Below are 20070 nucleotides of genomic sequence, written 5' to 3'. Positions count from 1 at the left end.
ACGAATAAAGTTTTTTAAGAAAAACCTTGAAAAAGAATTTATTCTTGTTATAATAAAATTTGTCATGAATGACATAGATACAATTAATAGTTATTATTCCGCAGTAGCTCAGTGGTAGAGCAATCGGCTGTTAACCGATCGGTCGTAGGTTCGAGTCCTACCTGCGGAGCCATATTGCTTCCATAGCTCAGTAGGTAGAGTGCTTCCATGGTAAGGAAGAGGTCACCGGTTCGAATCCGGTTGGAAGCTCCAGAGAGCGTTTTTGCTTACATATCTCCGCTTCAATTGAGAGAAGGAAGGAGCGTACTCAGGTACGTGACTGACTGAGCGAGTGAAGTTGACGCAGTAATGCGAAGCTTATCGCATTTCCTGTTAAAATTGGGAGAAGCGAGCAGAACAAGGAAACGATTGAGAGAAGGAAGGAGCGTACTCGGGTACGTGACTGACTGAGCGAGTGAAGTTGACGCAGTAATGCGAAGCTTATCGCAATTTTAACATGAGGCCCCTTGGTCAAGCGGTTAAGACACCGCCCTTTCACGGCGGTAACACGGGTTCGAATCCCGTAGGGGTCACCATTTTTTAAGAAATAGTATAAATGCTTATCTACTATCCCGTTAAAATTGGGAGAAGCAAGCAAGGCAAGGAAACAATCGAGAAAGCGAAGGAGCGTACATAAGTACGTGACTGAGCGCACGAGTGAAGTTGACGCAGAATTGCGCAGCTAATCAGAACTTTTTCGATAAGAATTATCGAAAAGAGTTTTCCATATTTAAAACTTGGTGGGGTAGCGAAGTGGCTAAACGCGGCGGACTGTAAATCCGCTCCCTCCGGGTTCGGCGGTTCGAATCCGTCCCCCACCACCATTTTTTCTGTAACTCTAAACTTATGCTAATCAAATCCCGTTAAAATTGGGAGGAGCAAGCAGAACAAGGAAGCAATTGAGTTTTTAATGAGCTTCGACAAAGATCGCGACGTCCTGTCGCAAAGTCGAAGTCAGCACATCCTGTGCAAGCGAGCGTACTCAGGTACGTGACTGACCGAGCGACTGCAGCTGACGCAGTAATGCGCCGTTCATCGCAATTTTAACTACTTGGGGGTATAGCCAAGCGGTAAGGCAACGGACTTTGACTCCGTCATTCGTTGGTTCGAATCCAGCTACCCCAGCCATTTTCTGTTTTTAGCTTTACCTTACCTAACCATGTTGATTACAATAAGCACGACTGAACCCTTTTCATATGTGAATTGGGTTTTTTATTTTCAATGAAAACGAATAAATATTCAGATACTTGTCGAGTTGAGTCAAAGCCGCTTATAGACTTACAATAGAGTTATTGTAAAGGGGAGGTAGTTTGATATGAAGCAACTAGACATTTCGATTATTGGAGTTCCACTTGATTTTGGACAAAGCCGTCGTGGGGTAGATATGGGGCCGAGTGCCATTCGTTATGCGGGGGCTGTTGGGAGAATCGAAGCGATTGGCCACCAGGTAACAGATGAAGGAGATATTCCAGTCGGAGCTTCTGAGCGCAAAGAGCATATCGATTCGACGCTTAAAAATTTAGATGAAGTGATTCAAGCGAACACGGCGCTTGCGGTGAAAGTGGCTGCGGTTGTCGAAGCTGGAAAATTTCCGCTTGTGCTAGGTGGAGATCATAGCATTGCAATTGGAACACTGGCAGGACTTTCTGATAAATATAATAATCTGGGTGTCATTTGGTATGATGCACATGCTGATTTGAATACAGCAGAGACTTCACCATCGGGGAATATTCATGGGATGCCGCTTGCTGCAAGTATTGGACTTGGGCATGAGGATCTTGTGAACTTATATAGCAAGAAGCAAAAAGTAAAGCCAGAAAATGTAGTAATCATCGGAGCTCGCTCTGTAGATCCAGGAGAACGTAAATTGATTAAAGAACAAGGTATAAAAGTGTATACGATGCATGAAATCGACCGTGATGGCATGACTGCGGTAATGAAGGACGCAATAGCCTATTTACGTTCACGTAATGTGGATGGCGTGCATTTGTCTCTCGATCTGGACGGACTTGACCCACTATACACACCGGGTGTTGGAACGCCGGTTCCGGGGGGAATTAGCTACAGAGAGAGTCATCTAGCGATGGAAATGTTAGAGGATTCCGGAATGGTGACTTCAGCTGAATTTGTAGAGGTGAATCCGATTTTGGATGAAAAAAACAAAACAGCAGATGTCGCAGTCGGTTTAATGGGCTCATTATTTGGAGAAAAACTACTTTAATTATAGGTATGTCGGGAAGAATTCGATTTCTTCCCGATTTTTTTGATTTCCTTTTGGTAGTTAAAAGAATTCTGGAAATAAGGAGGAAAACCTTTATCATTTCTGTTAAAATAAAACTAATTCAAGTTAATCCTCTGGCAGGTAGGATTCCAGATTTGGAGGTCATCATGCCGAGGTATAATTAATTTTTAAAAAAATGAAACCTGTCGACACCTTCATACGTATAGAAGAGACAGCCGCATAGAGCGGAGGATGAATGCACATTGGATGATTTGGTCAATAGACGAGTGAATGAAGTCCTGAAAGGTCGCCAGGATGCTTTTGAAGAAATTGTGACCTTATTTCAGCATCGCTTGTATCAGGTTTGTTACAGGATGCTTGGCAACGCGCAGGAGGCGGAGGATATCGCCCAAGAAGCGTTTGTTCGCGCCTACACAAATATCCATACTTACGATCAAAACCGGAAATTTTCAACGTGGCTGTTTCGGATTGCGACCAATTTATGCATCGATCGGATTCGTAAAAAGAAGCCGGATTATTATCTCGACGCAGAAGTGCCAGGTACAGAAGGTTTGAATATGTACTCACAAATTGCCGCGCCCGATGAATTGCCGGAAGAGCAAGTCGAAAAGATGGAAATGCAGGAACGGATTCATTATGAAATTGGTAGACTCCCTGATAAATACCGTTCAGTGATTATTTTAAGGTATATTGAGGAGTTACCATTGCAGGAAATTAGTGATATTTTGAAATTGCCATTGGGGACTGTCAAAACCCGCGTCCATCGAGGCCGGGAAGCACTGCGTAAGCAGATGAGCAATTTGTAGGAGGGAAAAGTATGAATACGTGTCCGGAACACATCGTTCATTATATGCACGCGTATTTAGACGGTGATATAAGCCGCGATGAAGAGCGGGAGTTACGGCAGCATTTAGAAAGCTGTGAGCAATGTAAGGAAATGATGAATGGACTAACTGAGTCTATTGCTTTTATAGGAAGTGCTGTCCAAATACAGGCACCGGCTAACTTTGTTAATGGTGTCATGGCGCGTCTTCCGAAGGAGAAGTCTCAAGCAGGCTTCCAACGTTTACTACGCAGACATCCGTTTTTAGCGGCTGCTGCGATGTTTGTGATTCTCATGAGTGCATCACTTTTTTCAAGCTATGGCAACGACCAGCAGTTTTCAGTGACGAAGCAACCGAATTTAATTGTCGAAGGGCAAACAGTGCTGGTGCCAGAAGGTGAAACGGTGAAAGGGAATATTGTTGTGAAGAATGGCGAATTACGTATTGAGGGTCAGGTGGAAGGCAACGTTACTGTCATTCACGGCTCTAAATACATGGCGTCAACAGCGGTGGTGACAGGAACAAGCGAGGAAATCGATAAAGTATTTGATTGGCTATGGTATCAGATGAAGACGACCTTCCAGAATGTTTTCTCGGCTCCGTCAAAAGAAGAGCCGGTGACAGAGTGAATAAGGCGACTGATGTGGACCGCTACAGCGGACACTCAGTCGCTTTCTTCGTTCCAGGGAAGCATAGTCTAGTGCCAGTATGATATACTGTAGGCAAATGAAATTGTGTAAGAAGGTAGGCGAAGCACATGCCCAAGTGGGGAGAACTAATCGATTTAAGTCCAGTAGCAGCACTTGTTAATATTGTGGATGTGCTTCTTGTCTGGTTTGTTTTTTATCAACTGATGAAGATTATAAAAGGAACGAAGGCAGTTCAATTATTAAAAGGAATTTTTGTTATACTAGTCGCCCGTGTGCTGACAGACGTTTTCAGTTTGGATACACTTCGGTTTTTAATGGACCAAGTGCTCCCAATGGGTTTTTTAGCCATTATCATTATCTTCCAGCCTGAGCTAAGACGTGCGCTTGAGCAGCTTGGGAGGGGGCGCCTATTTGCTCGAACGAATATGCAGGAGGATGAAGAGAGGGAGCGGTTGGTGATCGCACTAACGAAGTCCGTGAGTTATATGGCAAAACGCCGGATTGGTGCGCTTATTTCTATTGAAAAAGAAACAGGACTTAGTGAATATATCGAAACGGGTATCCCGTTACATGCAGATATAACATCTGAACTGCTCATTAATATATTCATTCCTAATACACCACTTCATGACGGTGCAGTGATTCTTCAAAAGAACCAAATCGCGGCAGCAGGATGCTATTTACCGTTGTCGGAGAGCTCGTTTATTTCAAAAGAGCTTGGAACACGGCATAGGGCTGCAATAGGGCTAAGTGAAGTCACGGATGCCGTCACGATTATTGTGTCGGAAGAAACAGGTGCCGTCAGTATTACTGCGACTGGCGATTTGGATAGAAATTTAAGTATGGAAGAATTTGAAGCGCGCCTACGCAAAGCGTGGTTTGGTTCAGCGCCTGAGCAGGTTGATCACTCCATCTGGAAGTGGAGGCGGAAAAATGGATAAATTAATGGATACCCCATGGTTTCTTCGACTCACAGCCTTGTTTCTCGCAATCGTTATGTTCTATTCGGTGAGGGCGGCAGAAGAGGACAAAACGGTAGGTGAGGAGCAGGATGTAATCCGTGATGTTGCAGTAGATGTTTACTACGACAATGAAAATTCGGTTGTAACAGGTGTTCCGGAAAAGGTTGACATAACGATTGACGGACCGGCGAATTTCGTTCGAACGACGAAATTGCTGAAAGACTTTACTTTGAAGGTGGATTTACGTAATTTACCAATGGGGCGGCATACTGTTGAGATTAAAGCTGAAAATATCTCCGATAAATTGCGGGTGCGCATAGATCCTGCGACAATTGACGTTGTCATCGAAGAAAAAATTACTGAAACGTTTAGAGTAGACCCAGAAATCAATGAGCGTTTACTCGCCGATGATTTCAATGTTACGAGAATGGAAGTAGTACCGCGAACGATTGAAGTGACGGGTGCGAAGAGCGTCATTGAATCGATTAGCTTTGTGAAAGCATCTGTAACGGGTGAAAAGGGTATGAATAAGTCATTTGAACAGCAGGCAAGAGTCCGTGTGCTCGATAAAGATTTAACGAAATTGAACGTGACGATTGTTCCAGAGCAGGTGACGGTCAAAGTTGAAATCGAAGAATATAATAAAGAAGTTCCTATTGTACTGAAGGCTCGTGGCGTACCGAATGCAGGTGTAACGGTCACCAGTCTTACGTCCGAGGAAAAAACAGTTCGCTTATTTGGTTCCCGTAAAGTGGTGGAAAAAATGACGGAGTTTACCGTTGACGTGGATGTTTCCCAAGTGAGCGGGCAAGGTAGTTTAGATGTGGAGTTAAAAAAGCCGAAGGGCGTTTCACAATTGTCTTTGGATAAAATTAAAGTGAATATAGACGCCTCCACAGAGGATCTCGATGAGGAGACTACCGCACCAGACCTGCCGATTGATGACGAACAAATTGCTACAAAAGAATTCTCAAATGTACCTATTTCGGTAAAAGGGCTTGATGAAAAATTCAAGGGCTCATTTGTGAAACCAACGGATGGTCTGGTTGTATTGACTGTAACGGCAGAAAAAAATGTAATTGATACGTTAGTGCAATCCGATTTCAACGTATACATTGATGCGTCGGAGACGATAGATGAGGGAGAGAAAGTTTTACTCGTTTCGGTAGAAGGCCCATCTGATGTAAAATGGAAGCTTTCAAATGATGAAGTGACGATGCATATTGAACTTGCCTGAGGATTCAACTGAATGTACAGGAATTGAAAGGGAGAATGGAAATGACAAAGTATTTCGGGACTGATGGTGTCCGTGGAGTCGCAAATAAGGAATTGACACCGGAGCTCGCATATAAACTGGGTAGAATGGGTGGGCATGTGTTAACGAAAGAAGCGCAAGGGAAATCCCAGGTGCTTGTCGGAAGGGATACGCGTATCTCAGGACAGATGCTTGAAAGCGCCTTGATTGCTGGACTTTTATCGACAGGGGTCGAAGTGATGACGCTTGGGGTAATTAGTACGCCAGGTGTTGCTTACTTAACAAGGGTCATGAATGCACAAGCGGGTGTGATGATTTCAGCCTCACATAATCCAGTCGAAGACAACGGCATTAAGTTCTTTGGTGCTGATGGATACAAACTGACGGATGAACAGGAAGAGGAGATTGAATTACTGCTAAATGCGGAGGAAGATACTTTGCCGCGTCCTGTAGGTGCAGATGTTGGATCCATTACTGAATACTTTGAGGGTGGCCATAAATATATTCAATACCTTAAACAGACGGTCGATGAGGAGTTCACAGGCATCCACGTTGCACTTGATTGCGCGCATGGTGCAACATCACCACTGGCGACCCATCTATTCGCGGATTTGGATGCAGATTTGTCAACGATGGGTGCTTCTCCGAATGGCTTGAATATTAACGAAGGTGTCGGTTCAACTCACCCTGAGGAGTTAGCGAAATTTGTCCTTGAAAAAGGCGCTCACATTGGTTTGGCGTTTGACGGGGACGGAGATCGTTTGATTGCAGTCGATGAAAATGGACAAATCGTAGATGGCGACCAAATTATGTACATCATTGCTCGTTATCTCCACTCAGAAGGTCGACTAAAGTCGGGGACCATTGTTTCGACAGTTATGAGTAATCTCGGTTTTTACAAAGCACTTGAAAAGCATGACTTGAAAAGTGTAAAAACAGCTGTCGGTGATCGATACGTTGTCGAAGAGATGAGAAAAGAAAATTATAATCTTGGCGGTGAACAATCGGGTCATATTGTTTTCCTTGATTATAATACGACGGGTGATGGGCTACTGACTGGTTTGCAGCTCGTTAATATTATGAAACGGACGGGTCGAAAGCTATCTGATCTTGCTGGCGAAATGACGATTTATCCACAAAGACTCGTGAACATTCGTGTGACTGATAAAAATGCGGTGACAGATAATGAGCGAGTGGCGAAGGTTATTGAAGAAGTTGAGCAGGAAATGGCTGGTGACGGTCGAGTACTCGTTCGTCCTTCAGGCACTGAGCCGCTTGTCCGTGTGATGGTGGAGGCTTCGACAGAAGAGGATTGTGAACGACTTGTAGAACGGATTGCCGATGTCGTTCGTAGTGAAATGGGAATGGAATAATAGACTGAAGATGCCACTATTGTTGGTATCTTCTTTTTTATTCCAAAAAAAGATCATTTGCCAGTGAGTGAAGAAATACACTCCCATGCAAATGACCCATTGAACTCAATATCTTTTTTGGAATTTATTTCGTATAACAATAGCTGATGAATTTAGAATGAGCAAAGCGACTAACAGGACGATAATTGTTGCTGCCGCTAGATTGGCATATTCCGCGACGAGCGAGGAATCGAGTGTCCAATAATAGATTTGCATCGGTAATACAGTGAATTTATCGAAAATACCTCCCGGAAAAGGAAGAAGTAATGCTGGAATTCCGATAACGACTAATGGTGCTGTTTCACCAATAGCACGTGATAAGGATAGAATAGCACCCGTTAGAATTCCAGGTAGTGCGACGGGTAAGATGGTTGTTTTAATGGTTTGCCATTTTGTAGCGCCCATTCCATAAGAGGCTTCGCTTAAATGATTGGGTACCGCACGAATGGCTTCCTGGCTAGCAACAATGACAATCGGTAAAATAAGCAATGCCATCGTTAAGCCGCCTGCTAAAATAATATTACCGAACTGCATGGCTCTGACAAAAACGGTTAAACCCAAAATTCCGTATACGATAGAGGGAACACCTGCTAAATTAGCAATATTCGTTTGAATGAATCCTTGCAGTCTGCCTTTTTTAGCATACAGCTCTAGATAAAGTGCTGTTCCAACGCCTAAAAACAGTGTGACAGGGACAACGACGAACATTAACCAAGCAGTACCGAGAATCGCACCCATTATACCGGCTCGTTCAGGGCGTGTAGACAGCTTACCTGTCAGGAAATCCATATTGATCCAGCCGATTCCTTGGGAGACGACACGATAGATAAGGACAGCTAGGATAATTAGCCCGAAAAGCGTGGACAACAGAAAGATGAATTTAGCAACGCTATTCAGTAGCAATCTAAAATTAATTCTCCGTGTTACGCTACCTTGATTCACTTGCTCCATGTTAATATTCCTCCCTAAATTTACGTGAAACGGCTCTTGCAATGATATTCATCACGAGTGTGAAGACGAATAATGTCATGGCAACTGCATAAAGACTATAGTAAACAGTCGATCCCGTGGCAGCATCTCCGCCGGTTACTTCAACGATATAAGCGGTCATCGTTTGCATGGACTGTGTAATGTCAAATGTAAAGTTTTTCGTACTACCACTTGCGATTGTTACAATCATCGTTTCACCAATCGCTCGTGAAATACCGAGTACGAAGGAGGCGATGATACCTGATAACGCAGCAGGGATGACGACTTTTCTCGTCACTTCTAGCTTGGTCGAACCTAAACCAAGTGCACCATCACGCATAGCTTGTGGTACAGAACTCATCGCATCCTCTGATAAGGAAGCAATCATCGGAATGATCATGACGCCCATAACAATCCCTGGACTTAAAATGTTTGTGGCCTGTAGATTTGGAATTAATTCACGTAATATGGGTGTGACGAACGTGAAGGCGAAAAAGCCATAGACAATCGTCGGAATTCCTGCAAGAATTTCTAATAATGGTTTAACAACTTTTCGTACACGTTCTGATGCATATTCACTTAAATAGATAGCTGTCATGAGTCCGATAGGGACAGCGACAAGCATGGCGATGAGCGACGAAGTGACCGTTCCCAAGATGAGAGGGAGCACACCGAATTCAGGTGTTTGACTCAAAGGCTTCAGTACAGTTCCTGTGAAAAAGTCTAAAAATGGAACACGCTTGAAGAACTCGATCGTCTCAGATAGCAATGTATAGATAATCCCAATTGTCGTAAAAATTGAAACGGAGGCGATTAAGAATAGCAGGGTAGGTATCGCTTTTTCAAATAGCTCTTTGAAGTTTCTCGATTGCCTTTTTTGTTCAATTAATTCTCGGATATTGGGCTCTTTATTGGTTGTGGACATTGTGCAAAGCACTCCTTCTACCGTATATAAGTAATAAGAAGATGAGCCGTAACTTAAATCAGTAGAGTTCTCTACTGGTTCAAGTTACGGCCATTGGTGGATCTAGCACCCATCTTCTTATGTTGTATTATTTCAAGCCGTTTAAGAAATCAACGTTTGCTTTTGCTTCTGCATCAGGAATCGGTGCGAAGCCTGTTTCGCCTGCAAATGTATTGACGTTGTTCATCGCATAGATTGCGAAGTCTAGTACTTGTGGTTTAGCTTTTGCATTATCTACATTCAAGTAAGTAAAGACAGGGCGTGTGAAATCAGCGTAGTCTCCGTCTTCTGAAATTGTATCAAGTGACGGTTCAATTGCACCATTTCCGAAGTCTACATGTACTGCACCTAACTTATCTTGGTTGTTGACGTAGTAACCAAATCCGAAGAATGCAATACCATTTTTGTCTTCAGATACTAAGTTAACAAGTGTTGAGTAATCTTGTTGAAGATTGACTGTGCTTACTAGGTCTTGCTTATCAAGAATTTTTTCATAGAAAAACTCGTACGTACCGTGGTTTTCATTCGGGCCCATTGCTTTAATGTCTTCAGCAGGCCAGTCTGGATTGATGTCAGACCATTTTACGATTCCGCTATCAGCTTTGAAGATGCTGATAAGTTGTTCAGGCGTCATTTCTGTAGCCCAGTCATTGTCTTTGTTAATAACGAATGTTAAGCCGTCCAATGCTACTTTTAACTCTTTTACTTCCATGCCGAGTGCATCTGCTTCAGCTTGTTCTTCTTCTTTAATGTTACGAGAAGCATCGTTAAAGTCTGTGCCGTTTTCAACTAAAAACTTTTTGAATCCAGCGCTTGTTCCTGCGCGGCTTACTTCGACAGATACATCTTCTTGCTCATTGATCATATATTCTTCAGCGATTTTAGCCATTAACGGATATACAGTTCCAGATCCATCAATTGTTACACTACCTTCTAAATCAGCTGATTTGCTGTCATCGACTTTGCTTTCTGTTGCTGGTGTTGTTGAATCGGAATTATCTTTGTTATCTGTTCCTGAATCCGCCCCGCCACATGCTGCTGTGATTACTGCGAGTGCAGCCACTACTAGGAATAAAAGATACTTTTTAAATGACATTTGAATTGTCCTCCCAAAACGGATTTTTTGTTGAAAGATTTGCTCTTTCAATTGTTAGTATAAGGGCTGAATGTTAAGAGAGTATGATTAAAATGTAAATGCTTTGTAAATGTTAAGTTTAATGAATTAAAAAAGTCATCCTGGGGATGAGGATGACTTTTACATAGAGAGTTGACTGGGGTATTCCATTGAAATTCGCTTGGCGCTTGGGGATGCATGTGCTAGTTTGTGGTTAACACGTTCATCAGTTCAATTAATATAGATAGTATTATTAACCGAAACGACCGTTGATGTAGTCGTTTGTTAACGGGTCTGCTGGGTTGTTGAAGATGGTAGAAGTACGATCACATTCGACAATTTCACCATTGAGGAAAAAGGCGGTGCGATCTGAAATCCGAGCAGCTTGCTGCATGTTATGTGTGACGATTGCGATAGTGACATCGTTTTTAATGCTGTCGATCAGCTCTTCTACTTTATGCGTAGAAACGGGATCGAGTGCAGATGTTGGCTCGTCCATTAGGATGACTTCTGGATCAACCGCGAGACAGCGGGCGATACATAGACGCTGCTGTTGACCACCGGAAAGTCCATAGGCGCTTTTATGCAGGCGGTCTATTACTTCATCCCATAGTGCGGCTTTGCGTAAGCTGTCTTCGACAACCATGTCGAGCATCGCTTTATTGCGGATACCGTGAATTTTCGGGCCAAATGCAACATTTTCATAAATGGATTTTGGGAATGGGTTTGGCTTTTGAAATACCATGCCCACTTTCGAGCGCAACAATTCGACAGGCATTGCTTTACCAAGTATGTTGTTACCTTGGAAAGTTAAGTTACCAGAAATCGTAACGTCGGGTACGAGCTCGACCATGCGGTTTAGTGTTTTTAAATACGTCGATTTACCACAACCGGAAGGGCCGATGATCGCTGTCACTTCTTTTTCGTTGATAGATAGATCGATATTTTTAAGTGCGTGGGATGATCCATACCAAAGGTTCAATCCATTTGTTTCGTAGACGGGTTTATTCCAAGTTGTATTTTTCATAACGTGTAATTGAACATCCTTTTTACGCTCTAATTGTAAGGTCATGAGTATCCTCCTTATTAGTGTTGGAGCTATATTTAGTCAAACTTATTAGTGTAAGTACCCTTGCTTTCTTAATGATAAACAATGATTGTTGAGTGCGTGTGAAGGAATTGTTAAGAGATTGTAAATGGCAAATGGACCTCATTGAAGTGAGGTCCATTCGATGTCATTCAAAAATATAATGCAATGCTTTCACTGCTTGGTCGACGGTTTCGACGGTGGCGTGTGCTTTGCGGGATAATTCTTTCAGTGCGTGGTGATGTGCTTCGTTACGAATGAGGATAAGTGGTTTTCCGAATGCAACGGCGGCGCTGGCATCCATTGCCGTATTCCATTGTTTATATTGTTCGCCAAAAAGTGCGATGACGACATCGGCTTTCTTCATTAAAATCTCTGTGCGTAAATTATTGAAGTTGGACGCCGCAGCATCTTTGAAAATGGCGTTAGGCTGCTTGCCTAAAATATCTTCCCCGATGTTGTCGGAACGATCGTGGTCTTCCATTGGTCCGACGAAGTCGATTGGTAAATTCAGTGCGGCTACTTTCAGCTTTACGTCCTTTCTCCATGAACTATGAATTTCTCCAGCAAGGTAAACGGTTAATCGCATATGTCAATCCCTCCTATTATGATTCATTGTAGCACTTTGAAGCAAGCGACGAAAGAAGATGAAACGCCAATGACATCGAAATGAGTGAACTTCCCGAATAATGGCATTTTTATAAAGTTATTTTGTCCTACTACTATGCTACTAAATGTAGATGGGCTATACTTAATTTAAAGTTGAAATGTTTACGCTTACATAAGGGGGATATGTATGAGGTTTACAGTGGGGAAAAAATTATGGGGTGGATTTTTATCGGTGCTAGTACTGCTAGTTATTGTCGGTGCAATGGGTTATTGGTCACTTCTAAAGATGAATGACGAATATCGTTTTTTAATTGATGATCGGGTGGAGAAGATAAAGCTTCTCCAAGAGCTTTCAGCAACTCAGCTTAAAACTGAAAATGATGTGCGGGGCTTCCTTCTATTTAATAATGTTTCCTATTTAACGAATCGGAGCGATTTGAGTGATTTGTTTGACGCGCAGTGGGAACAATTGTACAGCATGAACCAAGATGACTCCGCGAAATTGCTGCTTGATGGGATAAAGGGTGGACGTCAGAGCTATACGGAAGCAGCAGACAAGACGATAAGCGAGTTTAATAAAGCGATTAAAGACATGGAAGCAGCTGTCAGTATTGCGTCAATTGCAGCTGTTCATGATAAAGCGATTGAACAGAAAATTACAGAGTTGATTGAGCAGCAGGAAGAGGAGATGAGACAGACAGAAGTAAGTCTAAAAAGTTTACTGAATTGGACTCGTCTAGTCATCATTGGAATGATAGGGGTTGCTGTAGTTCTGAGCATTGTAGTGGCACAACTTATTAGTCGTAGTATCGCGCGACCAGTTGGAAAGATGACGGGTGCTTTAGCGGAAATTGCAGCTGGAAATCTTGCGGTTGAACCACTTTCTATTCGTAATAGGGATGAGATTGGAGAAATGGCAACAGCTTTTAATGAGATGACGGGAGATTTGCGTGGAATTATTACACGTGCCCGAGAATCGGCGGCAGAGCTTTCGAGTCAAGCAGAGGGGCTCTCGGCAAGCTCCGATCAAAGTCTTGCAGCATCCGAAATGGTTTCCGAAATAGCAGAGCGTAACTTAACTGGCAGTAGCACGCAAGTGGAAATTGTCCAGAAAACGTCCGCCGCGGTGGGTGAGATGATTGTCGGTATCGATCGCATTAATGATGATAATGAAGCGATGCTTCTTTCATCTGAAGATGTGACGAAGCTCGTTGAAGAAGGAGCCGGGTTAATGCAGGATGTCACGGAACAAATGACTGTTATCAGCTCGGCGATTAGGCAATCAGAAGGAATCATGAATGGGATGGCAACTCGTTCGGAAGAAATTCGGAAAGTTACATCTCTCATTACAGATATTGCAGAACAAACAAACTTATTGGCGTTGAACGCGGCGATTGAAGCTGCACGTGCAGGCGAACATGGAAAAGGCTTTGCAGTTGTAGCGGAAGAAGTGAGAAATCTAGCAGAGCAGTCGAAGCGTTCAGCAGCGGAAATTGGGAGTATGATTGATGCGATAATCGGTAATGTTGGACAGGCTGTTTCGAGTACGGAGGATGGCAATCGTAGTGTAGAAGAAGGGCTTGTTGTGACGGAGCGCACGCGTGAAGTATTTAGCCGAATTGAATTCGCGGCAGGAGACGTCGGTGAGAAAATTTCAGCAGTTTCCGCAGCGATTGTGCAAATCCGTATGATGACAGAAGAAGTTGTAGGCGGAGCCACGCAGGTGAACGAGCTCGCTATACAGCTAGCTGAAGAAGCACAATCTACAAGTGCAGCGACAGAACAACAGCTCGCTTCGAATGAGGAGATTTCATCGAGCTCACAAATGTTAGCAAATCTTGCAGAAAAACTACGAAGTGATATGAGTAGATTTACAGTCTGAGGCATAAGCACTGCTCTCAATGGCTCGAAAGTGTAGCATATAGATAAGAGAGACAGGGGGGATTGTGATGAAGACACTTTGGCATAACGGCAAGCTTTATACAATGCAAGAGGAAGGCGACCAGATAGAGGCGTTGCTAACGGAAAATGGTAGGATCATTGCGGTTGGAACTTATGCGGCGTTGAGTGGACAAGCTGACGAAGCGGTTGATTTAAATGGCGCGGTTCTTTATCCGGGATTCGTTGATAGTCATATGCATATGATTGGGCATGGGGAGAAGCTGCTTAGTTTGGATTTATCGCAAGCGGCGTCTGCTGAACAGATGATGGATATGTTGGTAGGAGCGCATGCGGGATTAGCAGTGGATGAGTGGTTTGTCGGGGAAGGCTGGAATGAAAACAACTTCCCTGACAAAAAGATTTTCACGCGTCAGGAATTGGATAAAGTGACGGATTCGCCGATGATTTTGAAACGGACATGCCGGCATGCAATGCTGGTTAATTCGAGGGCGCTTGAACTGGCAGGCATTACGAAGGACACGCCAGACCCTGTAGATGGTGTTATTATGCGAGATGCTGACGGTGAGCCGACGGGTTATTTGAAGGAAGGTGCGATGGCTTTGGTGGCGGATTTGATGCCAGAGCCAACGGAAAGGTATTTGACGCGTGCATTGCAGAAATCAGTCGAAGATTTGCTGTCACTCGGTTTGACGGGTGCCGTGACGGAAGACATGGGCTATTATGGTGACTACCGCAATCCAATGCAGGCGTTTCGAAACGTCATTGGCTCGAACAATAAATTCCGTGCGCATTTGCTGCGAAGGTCAACTGTGTTTGAGCAAATGATGGCGGATAACACGACATATGATGAATTGTGGATTGAGCCTGGCGCGATGAAGTTTTTCATCGACGGTGCGCTTGGCGGGAGAACGGCATTGTTAAGTGCGCCATATTCGGATGCACCCGAGCTAACGGGCATGACAGTCGTGACGGATGAAGAAATCGATAAGCTTGTGAAGTTAGCACGACAATATAATGAAGCAATTGCGGTTCATGTTATTGGAGATGCCGCGGTGGAAAAAGCGTTGGATGCCATTGAAAAGTATCCGGTGCCTGTAGGAAAGTGCGATCGCTTGATTCATGTGAATGTGTTGCGTGCTGACTTAGTGGAGCGGATGGCGCAGTTGCCAGTTATTCTCGATATTCAGCCAGTATTTGTATCATCTGATTTCCCGTGGGTAATGGACCGCTTGGGCGAGAATCGTCTTGATTGGGCGTATGCTTGGAAAAAGCTACTCGACCGCGGGTTTATTTGTGGCGGTGGTTCTGATGCGCCGATTGAAGAGGTAGATCCATTACTCGGTATTTACGCAGCAGTGGCCCGTCGAAAACCAGGTGAAAGTCATGAAGGCTATTTGCCGAATGAAAGCTTAAGCCGCTTTGAGGCAATTGGCTTGTTTACGACGGGAAGTGCAGGGACGATTGGTAAAGAGGAAGTCAGAGGTAAGTTGGCGGTAGGATTTGACGCTGATTTCACAGTGTTGGATCGAGATTTATTTGAGGTAGATGTGGAAGAGATTGTGGATGCCAATGTGGTGATGACGGTTGTTGCGGGTGAAGTGATGTATAAAGGTGAGGGTCATTAAATAATACAATGCTACTGGAGATACAATGGATGAAGAAAAAACAGATGCGCTGGTATTGGTGTGAGTGAGCCTTTCCCATTTGTGGTAAGCTATGTATAGGAATTCTACGTAGCATTTACCCCCAAAAAGAGAGGATATTACCCGATGAACGGACAAAACCGTGCAGATGTAAAACCAGGACTAAAAGTAGCAGTTATATTAAAGAAAGACCAGCGAACAGGTGTGAAAACAGAAGGAGTCGTCAAGGATTTATTGACCAACTCAAGCTTTCACCCACACGGCATTAAAGTGCGCCTCGAAGACGGACAAGTCGGACGGGTTTGTGACATATTGTAATGAAAAAAAGATCCGTGGAGGATCTTTTTTGTGTTCCAAAACCGTGTCGGGTAACTGAAGAACATTATTCTTCAATATAACATTGCAAAATAGCGAATTGCCTATTTTCAATTTTTACCTCAACTCTAATTTTCTGTCCATTTCTCTCGAATAAACCATCGTCCGAATAGTGCCAGCTGTCCTGATTCATTGTTTCTATAATCTCATTTCTATCTACATGTTCTCGTAGTGTTAAATATTTCAATGGTTTTTCGGAAATTTGCACCATCTTTTTATCGCTTGTAGATAGTTGCCAAACTGCTGCCGATACTGCTGAAATGTCTCCGTCTCCCCATTGATAGAAGTCAAAGTACATGAGAGAAAGAAATCCTAAAATCCCGATAAATGGGGCAAACCTTAATAGAAATCGCCGTTTTGGCGATTGCCTAGTTTCTCTAAGCGCTATATCATTTCTTCTATATTGTTCGTTTAGGTCATTTTTCACTCCCACTTTACACCCTCTGTTTTAGTAATATACACTCTCATTGTTTTATTGACACAAATAGTAATCCGATTTTAGGTAGACTTGGATGTATCATCAATAAACTTAAAATAAGGCAAAACAATACCCGCTAACGACACACAACTAATAATTGAACCAATCAAAACATATAAAGGTCTAATCCCCCATAACTCACTCACAATGCCTCCGACTACAATTCCAATCGGCATTGCTGCACGAATAATAACCAACCGAACCGACATGACTTTGCCCATCAAATGATTTGGAACCGCCTGTTGGCAAATCGTGATGTTATGAATGCTGAAGACAGCCATCATAATTCCGGCAATCATTTCCACAACAATCGCTAGCGCCATCGTTTGAATAACTCCCAGCGCAATGTAAGTAAATCCGCCAACTACTAAAGCACCGAGCATTATCATTCTTCGACTGTGAAATTTCACTTTCCCAATCAACATAGACCCAATCACATAGCCTAAAGGAAAGCCGGCCATAAATAAGCCGTAATCTTCGTAGTCTCCTTTCAAAATATCCGTGATATAGGGCAGATTGATTACCATTGTGACACCGACTCCAAATTGCACGAACGCCAGAAATATCCCTAGCCAGACAATCGTCCGCTCTTGAAAAAAATAGCGAATGCCTTCTGTGAACTGCTCCAACCAGGTTGTCCGTATCACTATGGTAGTCCTTTGTTCCCTCACCCATAACAGTAGAAATCCGCTTACCGTCAGCAATATAAAGACGAGCGACAGCGTCAAATTTGTTCCGACATATTCAATCACAATCCCACCAGCAGCCGGTGCAAGAAACATCATCAATCTTGTCGTCCCATCCAAATAAGCATTGGCCATCGGTAGCTGTTCCTTCGAGACAATTGTCGGCGTAATGGCTTGGCTTGCTGGAACATAAAGCGGAGTGACAAGCCCAATAATGATTTGCACAACATAAATATGCCAGACGTCCAGCATGCCGACGAATAGCGCTACGAGTGGTACAAGAAAAACCAAAGCCCTTGTCCACTGGGAAAAAATCATAATCCATTTGCGGCTCCATTTATCAATAAAGGGGCCACTGACTAACTGCAACAAAATGGAGGGGATGAAGTACAGCAACCACATACTGCCCAACGCCAACTTCGATCCTGTCAGCTCATACACAATAATCGAGTTGCAAAATGTTCCAAAGGAGCCACCTAATTCAGAGATGGCACTCCCCGTCCAAAGGGAAACAAATCCACGGTTTTTCAAAATAGGATTATTCATAAACCACTCCTTCTAGCCGTTATTGGTGTAAATAAAGCTCTAACTCTTTGGATAATGCAGCCAGTGATTGTTCTTTCAAATAGTAGTTCGATGATCGATTGCCAACTAAAGAAGCGGCTCTTAAAATCTTTAAATGGTGATGCACAGTCGATTTTCCTAATTCCAATTGCTCGGTAATTTCTTTTAGCGAGTAATCACGCTCAGATAAAAGCTTAATCATGCGAAGCCTCACCTCATCACCCAATGCTTTATGTTTTTGAATGAATAAGTAGTTAGGCAAATACTTATCATCGGGAAAAATACTCGTGTTAGGAATCGGATAATAGAAAACTTTCGTACCTTCAATATCTGAAACAATCGTCCAAGGTCGATACGTTAGTTGGGGAATCAACAAAACCCGGTGAACACTTGGTTCAGGGGCGTATTCTGTCCCATCAGTAGCCCACGCCACAAACTCTTCTGGAGAAAGTTTTTCTTTCATACTATTTTTTTCATCGAAATCCCTTTTCAAAATGGTTAGCAAATGATCCGCATCAGCATGAATAACTGTTTCAATCCATAACGACATGACGGCGAGTAAATGCATTTTTGCATCAACGACATTCACCTGGCTGATAAATTCAATATAAGCAGGGAGAAATGGATTGTCCTTGGCGGCTTGTTTCATTGAATCGACAGACTCTCGATCGCCATTCGCCGCAAGCATCCTGCATTGTTGGAGAGCTGTTCCGAAGTATGGGAGACAACAATATTTAAACTGTTCATCACTCAAGTTATGGACATACTCTTTGAATTTATCCAAGTCATTCGAGTTGCTCTCAAAAGCATGTAAAAGCTGAAGCAAACTTTTCCACGTATTATGTTGTTCTACATAATCAAGTTCGTTTTTTAACGCAGTGGGCATTTCAAGTCTAAGCTTTTCAAATTCACCATTCTTCTCTAACGTGTCTACTAAAGGTGTATTCGTGATAGCGGCAATACCTAACGCACTTTCCCACAATAAAGAATACTCAAGTTCAACTTGGTAGGACTCTCTTTTCCTACCTGTAATGGTTAATAGATTCAATTGGCTTCACCTCTTTTTTTAATTAGTATAACTACTTCAAGTAGGGTATTCAACTAATATAGAATTTTTTATTCTGTATTTATGAAACTTGTGAAAATCTATTCTTCCCCACAAAGAATGGATTTTTTGTGGTAAAGTTTTCTTATGTCTGAATAGCACGGAAATGGGGGTAGTGATATGGAGAAAGATGTTTTTCGGAGAACAGGCGACGTTGTGCTGTTCATTGTTATTATGGGCTTTTTGTTGCCGTTTGCTCTCATAGGTGCCTTATTCGTTTGGTTGTCGGGGCAGCTCTTTTTATTGTTGCTGCTGGTAGTGGTGTATGTGTCGGTAGGGGCTGTGCTCGTTGTGAATTTATTTAATAAAGACAAGCATAAAAAGCTCGTTTATCGAATCATTGCGGGGGCTATCGTTTTGTCACTGATTCCGGCGATTCCAGGGATTTACGATAAAACAAGACCTGTTGTTCGAGATGGTCATGTGGACACGTCTAGCTATGCACCTTTTCATGAGCTTTCACAGGTTGTGAAGCTTACGGAGCCCTCAACGTTAAAAATCACAGATAATCTTCCTATTTTAGACGGTGCAACGGCACTTTATCCGATTTACTCGGCTTTCGCACGTGCTGTTTATCCTGAAAAAGAATATTACCAGCATGATAGTGAAGTGATGTCGAATCGTATCGGGGAAGCTTATAATAATCTGATTAACGGCAGAGTTGATATTATTTTCGCGGCGGCTCCATCTGACCAGCAGTTGGCGACGGCGAAGCGATTAGGTAATGAGTTGAAGTTGACGCCGATTGGCAAGGAAGCCTTTGTGTTCTTCGTCAATGACAAAAATCCAGTGAAAAGCCTAACTGCGGATGATATCAAAAGCATTTATGCGGGGGATATTACAAATTGGAAAGAGGTTGGCGGTAAGAATAAGGATATTCGTGCCTTCCAGCGCCCGCAGGATAGTGGTAGTCAGACAGCTCTCCAGCATTTTATGGGTGACAGGCCAATCATGGACCCACCAGTTGAGGATATTGCGTCACTTATGGGCACAATCATCGACCAAGTATCCGATTATAAAAACTACAACAATGCGATTGGCTATACATTTAGATACTATTCAACGGAGATGACGAACAATAATAGCATTCGTTTACTAGCAGTAAATGGTGTCGAGCCCACGAAGGAAACCATTCGCTCGGGCGAGTATCCGATTACGAACGAGTTGTATGCGGTGACTGCTGGTAGTGA

Annotated in this window: 18 protein-coding genes and 5 tRNA genes; 15 read left to right on the top strand and 8 right to left on the bottom strand. The window is 43.2% G+C overall.

The genetic code is table 11. The features are described from left to right. Positions 1-97: 97 nt before the first annotated feature. From R2B77_RS13350 to glmM, 11 genes are all read left to right on the top strand, one after another. Positions 98-172 (top strand) — tRNA-Asn (locus tag R2B77_RS13350). Positions 173-176: 4 nt separating this feature from the next. Then, positions 177-252 (top strand) — tRNA-Thr (locus R2B77_RS13345). A 248-nt stretch (positions 253-500) separates the two neighbouring features. After that, a tRNA-Glu gene (locus R2B77_RS13340) sits at positions 501-575 on the top strand. A 203-nt stretch (positions 576-778) separates the two neighbouring features. After that, positions 779-863, top strand: a tRNA-Tyr gene (locus R2B77_RS13335). A gap of 228 nt (positions 864-1091) precedes the next feature. Next, a tRNA-Gln gene (locus R2B77_RS13330) sits at positions 1092-1167 on the top strand. A gap of 187 nt (positions 1168-1354) precedes the next feature. Beyond that, positions 1355-2260: an arginase gene (gene rocF / locus R2B77_RS13325; protein ID WP_203247911.1), complete on the top strand. Its 906-nt coding sequence runs from the start codon at positions 1355-1357 to the stop codon at positions 2258-2260. A gap of 263 nt (positions 2261-2523) precedes the next feature. Further along, entirely contained in the window at positions 2524-3087 is a 564-nt protein-coding gene (gene sigW / locus R2B77_RS13320) for an RNA polymerase sigma factor SigW (RefSeq protein ID WP_203247912.1), read from the top strand. Between the two features lie 11 nt (positions 3088-3098). Beyond that, positions 3099-3734, top strand: a complete 636-nt coding sequence (locus R2B77_RS13315) for a zf-HC2 domain-containing protein (protein WP_203247913.1) — start codon at positions 3099-3101, stop codon at positions 3732-3734. A 128-nt stretch (positions 3735-3862) separates the two neighbouring features. Continuing rightward, a complete protein-coding gene (cdaA, locus tag R2B77_RS13310; protein ID WP_203247914.1) occupies positions 3863-4696 on the top strand; it encodes a diadenylate cyclase CdaA in 834 nt (277 codons plus the stop codon). Then, positions 4689-5954, top strand: coding sequence for a CdaR family protein (locus tag R2B77_RS13305; protein ID WP_203247915.1), 1266 nt, complete (start codon positions 4689-4691; stop codon positions 5952-5954). The genes cdaA and R2B77_RS13305 overlap by 8 nt, the downstream gene beginning before the upstream one ends. A 41-nt stretch (positions 5955-5995) precedes the next feature. Continuing rightward, on the top strand, positions 5996-7345 hold the full coding sequence (glmM, locus tag R2B77_RS13300; RefSeq protein ID WP_203247916.1) for a phosphoglucosamine mutase: 1350 nt from the start codon (positions 5996-5998) through the stop codon (positions 7343-7345). A gap of 105 nt (positions 7346-7450) precedes the next feature. Here the strand turns inward: glmM and pstA are convergent, their stop codons facing one another. The 5 genes from pstA to R2B77_RS13275 form a co-directional block, all read right to left on the bottom strand. Continuing rightward, positions 7451-8335, bottom strand: coding sequence for a phosphate ABC transporter permease PstA (gene pstA, locus R2B77_RS13295; protein WP_203247917.1), 885 nt, complete (start codon positions 8333-8335; stop codon positions 7451-7453). A gap of 1 nt (position 8336) precedes the next feature. Beyond that, the gene (pstC, locus tag R2B77_RS13290; RefSeq protein WP_203247918.1) at positions 8337-9278 is read right to left on the bottom strand and encodes a phosphate ABC transporter permease subunit PstC; all 942 of its coding nucleotides are present in this window, start codon (positions 9276-9278) and stop codon (positions 8337-8339) included. A gap of 127 nt (positions 9279-9405) precedes the next feature. After that, complete coding sequence (locus tag R2B77_RS13285) at positions 9406-10413, bottom strand: PstS family phosphate ABC transporter substrate-binding protein (RefSeq protein ID WP_203247919.1); 1008 nt, start codon at positions 10411-10413, stop codon at positions 9406-9408. A 271-nt stretch (positions 10414-10684) separates the two neighbouring features. Continuing rightward, positions 10685-11503, bottom strand: a complete 819-nt coding sequence (gene pstB / locus R2B77_RS13280) for a phosphate ABC transporter ATP-binding protein PstB (RefSeq protein WP_212391566.1) — start codon at positions 11501-11503, stop codon at positions 10685-10687. A gap of 163 nt (positions 11504-11666) precedes the next feature. Then, positions 11667-12107: a YtoQ family protein gene (locus R2B77_RS13275; protein ID WP_203247920.1), complete on the bottom strand. Its 441-nt coding sequence runs from the start codon at positions 12105-12107 to the stop codon at positions 11667-11669. Positions 12108-12314: 207 nt separating this feature from the next. Between R2B77_RS13275 and R2B77_RS13270 the strand changes: the two genes are divergently transcribed. The 3 genes from R2B77_RS13270 (at position 12315) to R2B77_RS13260 (ending at position 15990) form a co-directional block, all read left to right on the top strand. Beyond that, positions 12315-14009: a methyl-accepting chemotaxis protein gene (locus R2B77_RS13270; RefSeq protein WP_203247921.1), complete on the top strand. Its 1695-nt coding sequence runs from the start codon at positions 12315-12317 to the stop codon at positions 14007-14009. 67 nt (positions 14010-14076) lie between these two features. Beyond that, a complete protein-coding gene (locus R2B77_RS13265) occupies positions 14077-15654 on the top strand; it encodes an amidohydrolase (protein ID WP_203247922.1) in 1578 nt (525 codons plus the stop codon). Positions 15655-15798: 144 nt separating this feature from the next. Continuing rightward, a complete protein-coding gene (locus R2B77_RS13260) occupies positions 15799-15990 on the top strand; it encodes a YwbE family protein (RefSeq protein WP_203247923.1) in 192 nt (63 codons plus the stop codon). Between the two features lie 64 nt (positions 15991-16054). Here R2B77_RS13260 and R2B77_RS13255 read toward each other — a convergent pair whose 3' ends face one another. From R2B77_RS13255 to R2B77_RS13245, 3 genes are all read right to left on the bottom strand, one after another. After that, positions 16055-16480 carry a hypothetical protein gene (locus R2B77_RS13255; protein WP_203247924.1) on the bottom strand — a complete coding sequence of 142 codons (426 nt, stop codon included), beginning with the start codon at positions 16478-16480 and terminating at the stop codon, positions 16055-16057. Between the two features lie 65 nt (positions 16481-16545). Beyond that, positions 16546-17757, bottom strand: coding sequence for an MFS transporter (locus R2B77_RS13250; RefSeq protein ID WP_203247925.1), 1212 nt, complete (start codon positions 17755-17757; stop codon positions 16546-16548). Positions 17758-17776: 19 nt separating this feature from the next. Next, positions 17777-18823 (bottom strand): ArsR/SmtB family transcription factor, encoded by a 1047-nt coding sequence (locus R2B77_RS13245; RefSeq protein WP_203247926.1) that lies wholly within the window; start codon positions 18821-18823, stop codon positions 17777-17779. A 177-nt stretch (positions 18824-19000) separates the two neighbouring features. On the opposite strand from R2B77_RS13245, the gene R2B77_RS13240 reads away from it, so the two are divergent. After that, a partial coding sequence (locus R2B77_RS13240; protein WP_322555723.1) for a PstS family phosphate ABC transporter substrate-binding protein occupies positions 19001-20070 on the top strand: 1070 nt, incomplete at its 3' end.

Source organism: Sporosarcina beigongshangi (assembly GCF_033485195.1).
GTDB classification, from domain to species: domain Bacteria; phylum Bacillota; class Bacilli; order Bacillales_A; family Planococcaceae; genus Sporosarcina; species Sporosarcina beigongshangi.
Note: the sequence above shows the minus strand (reverse complement) of the source record. Positions and strands in the feature narration are given on the sequence as shown.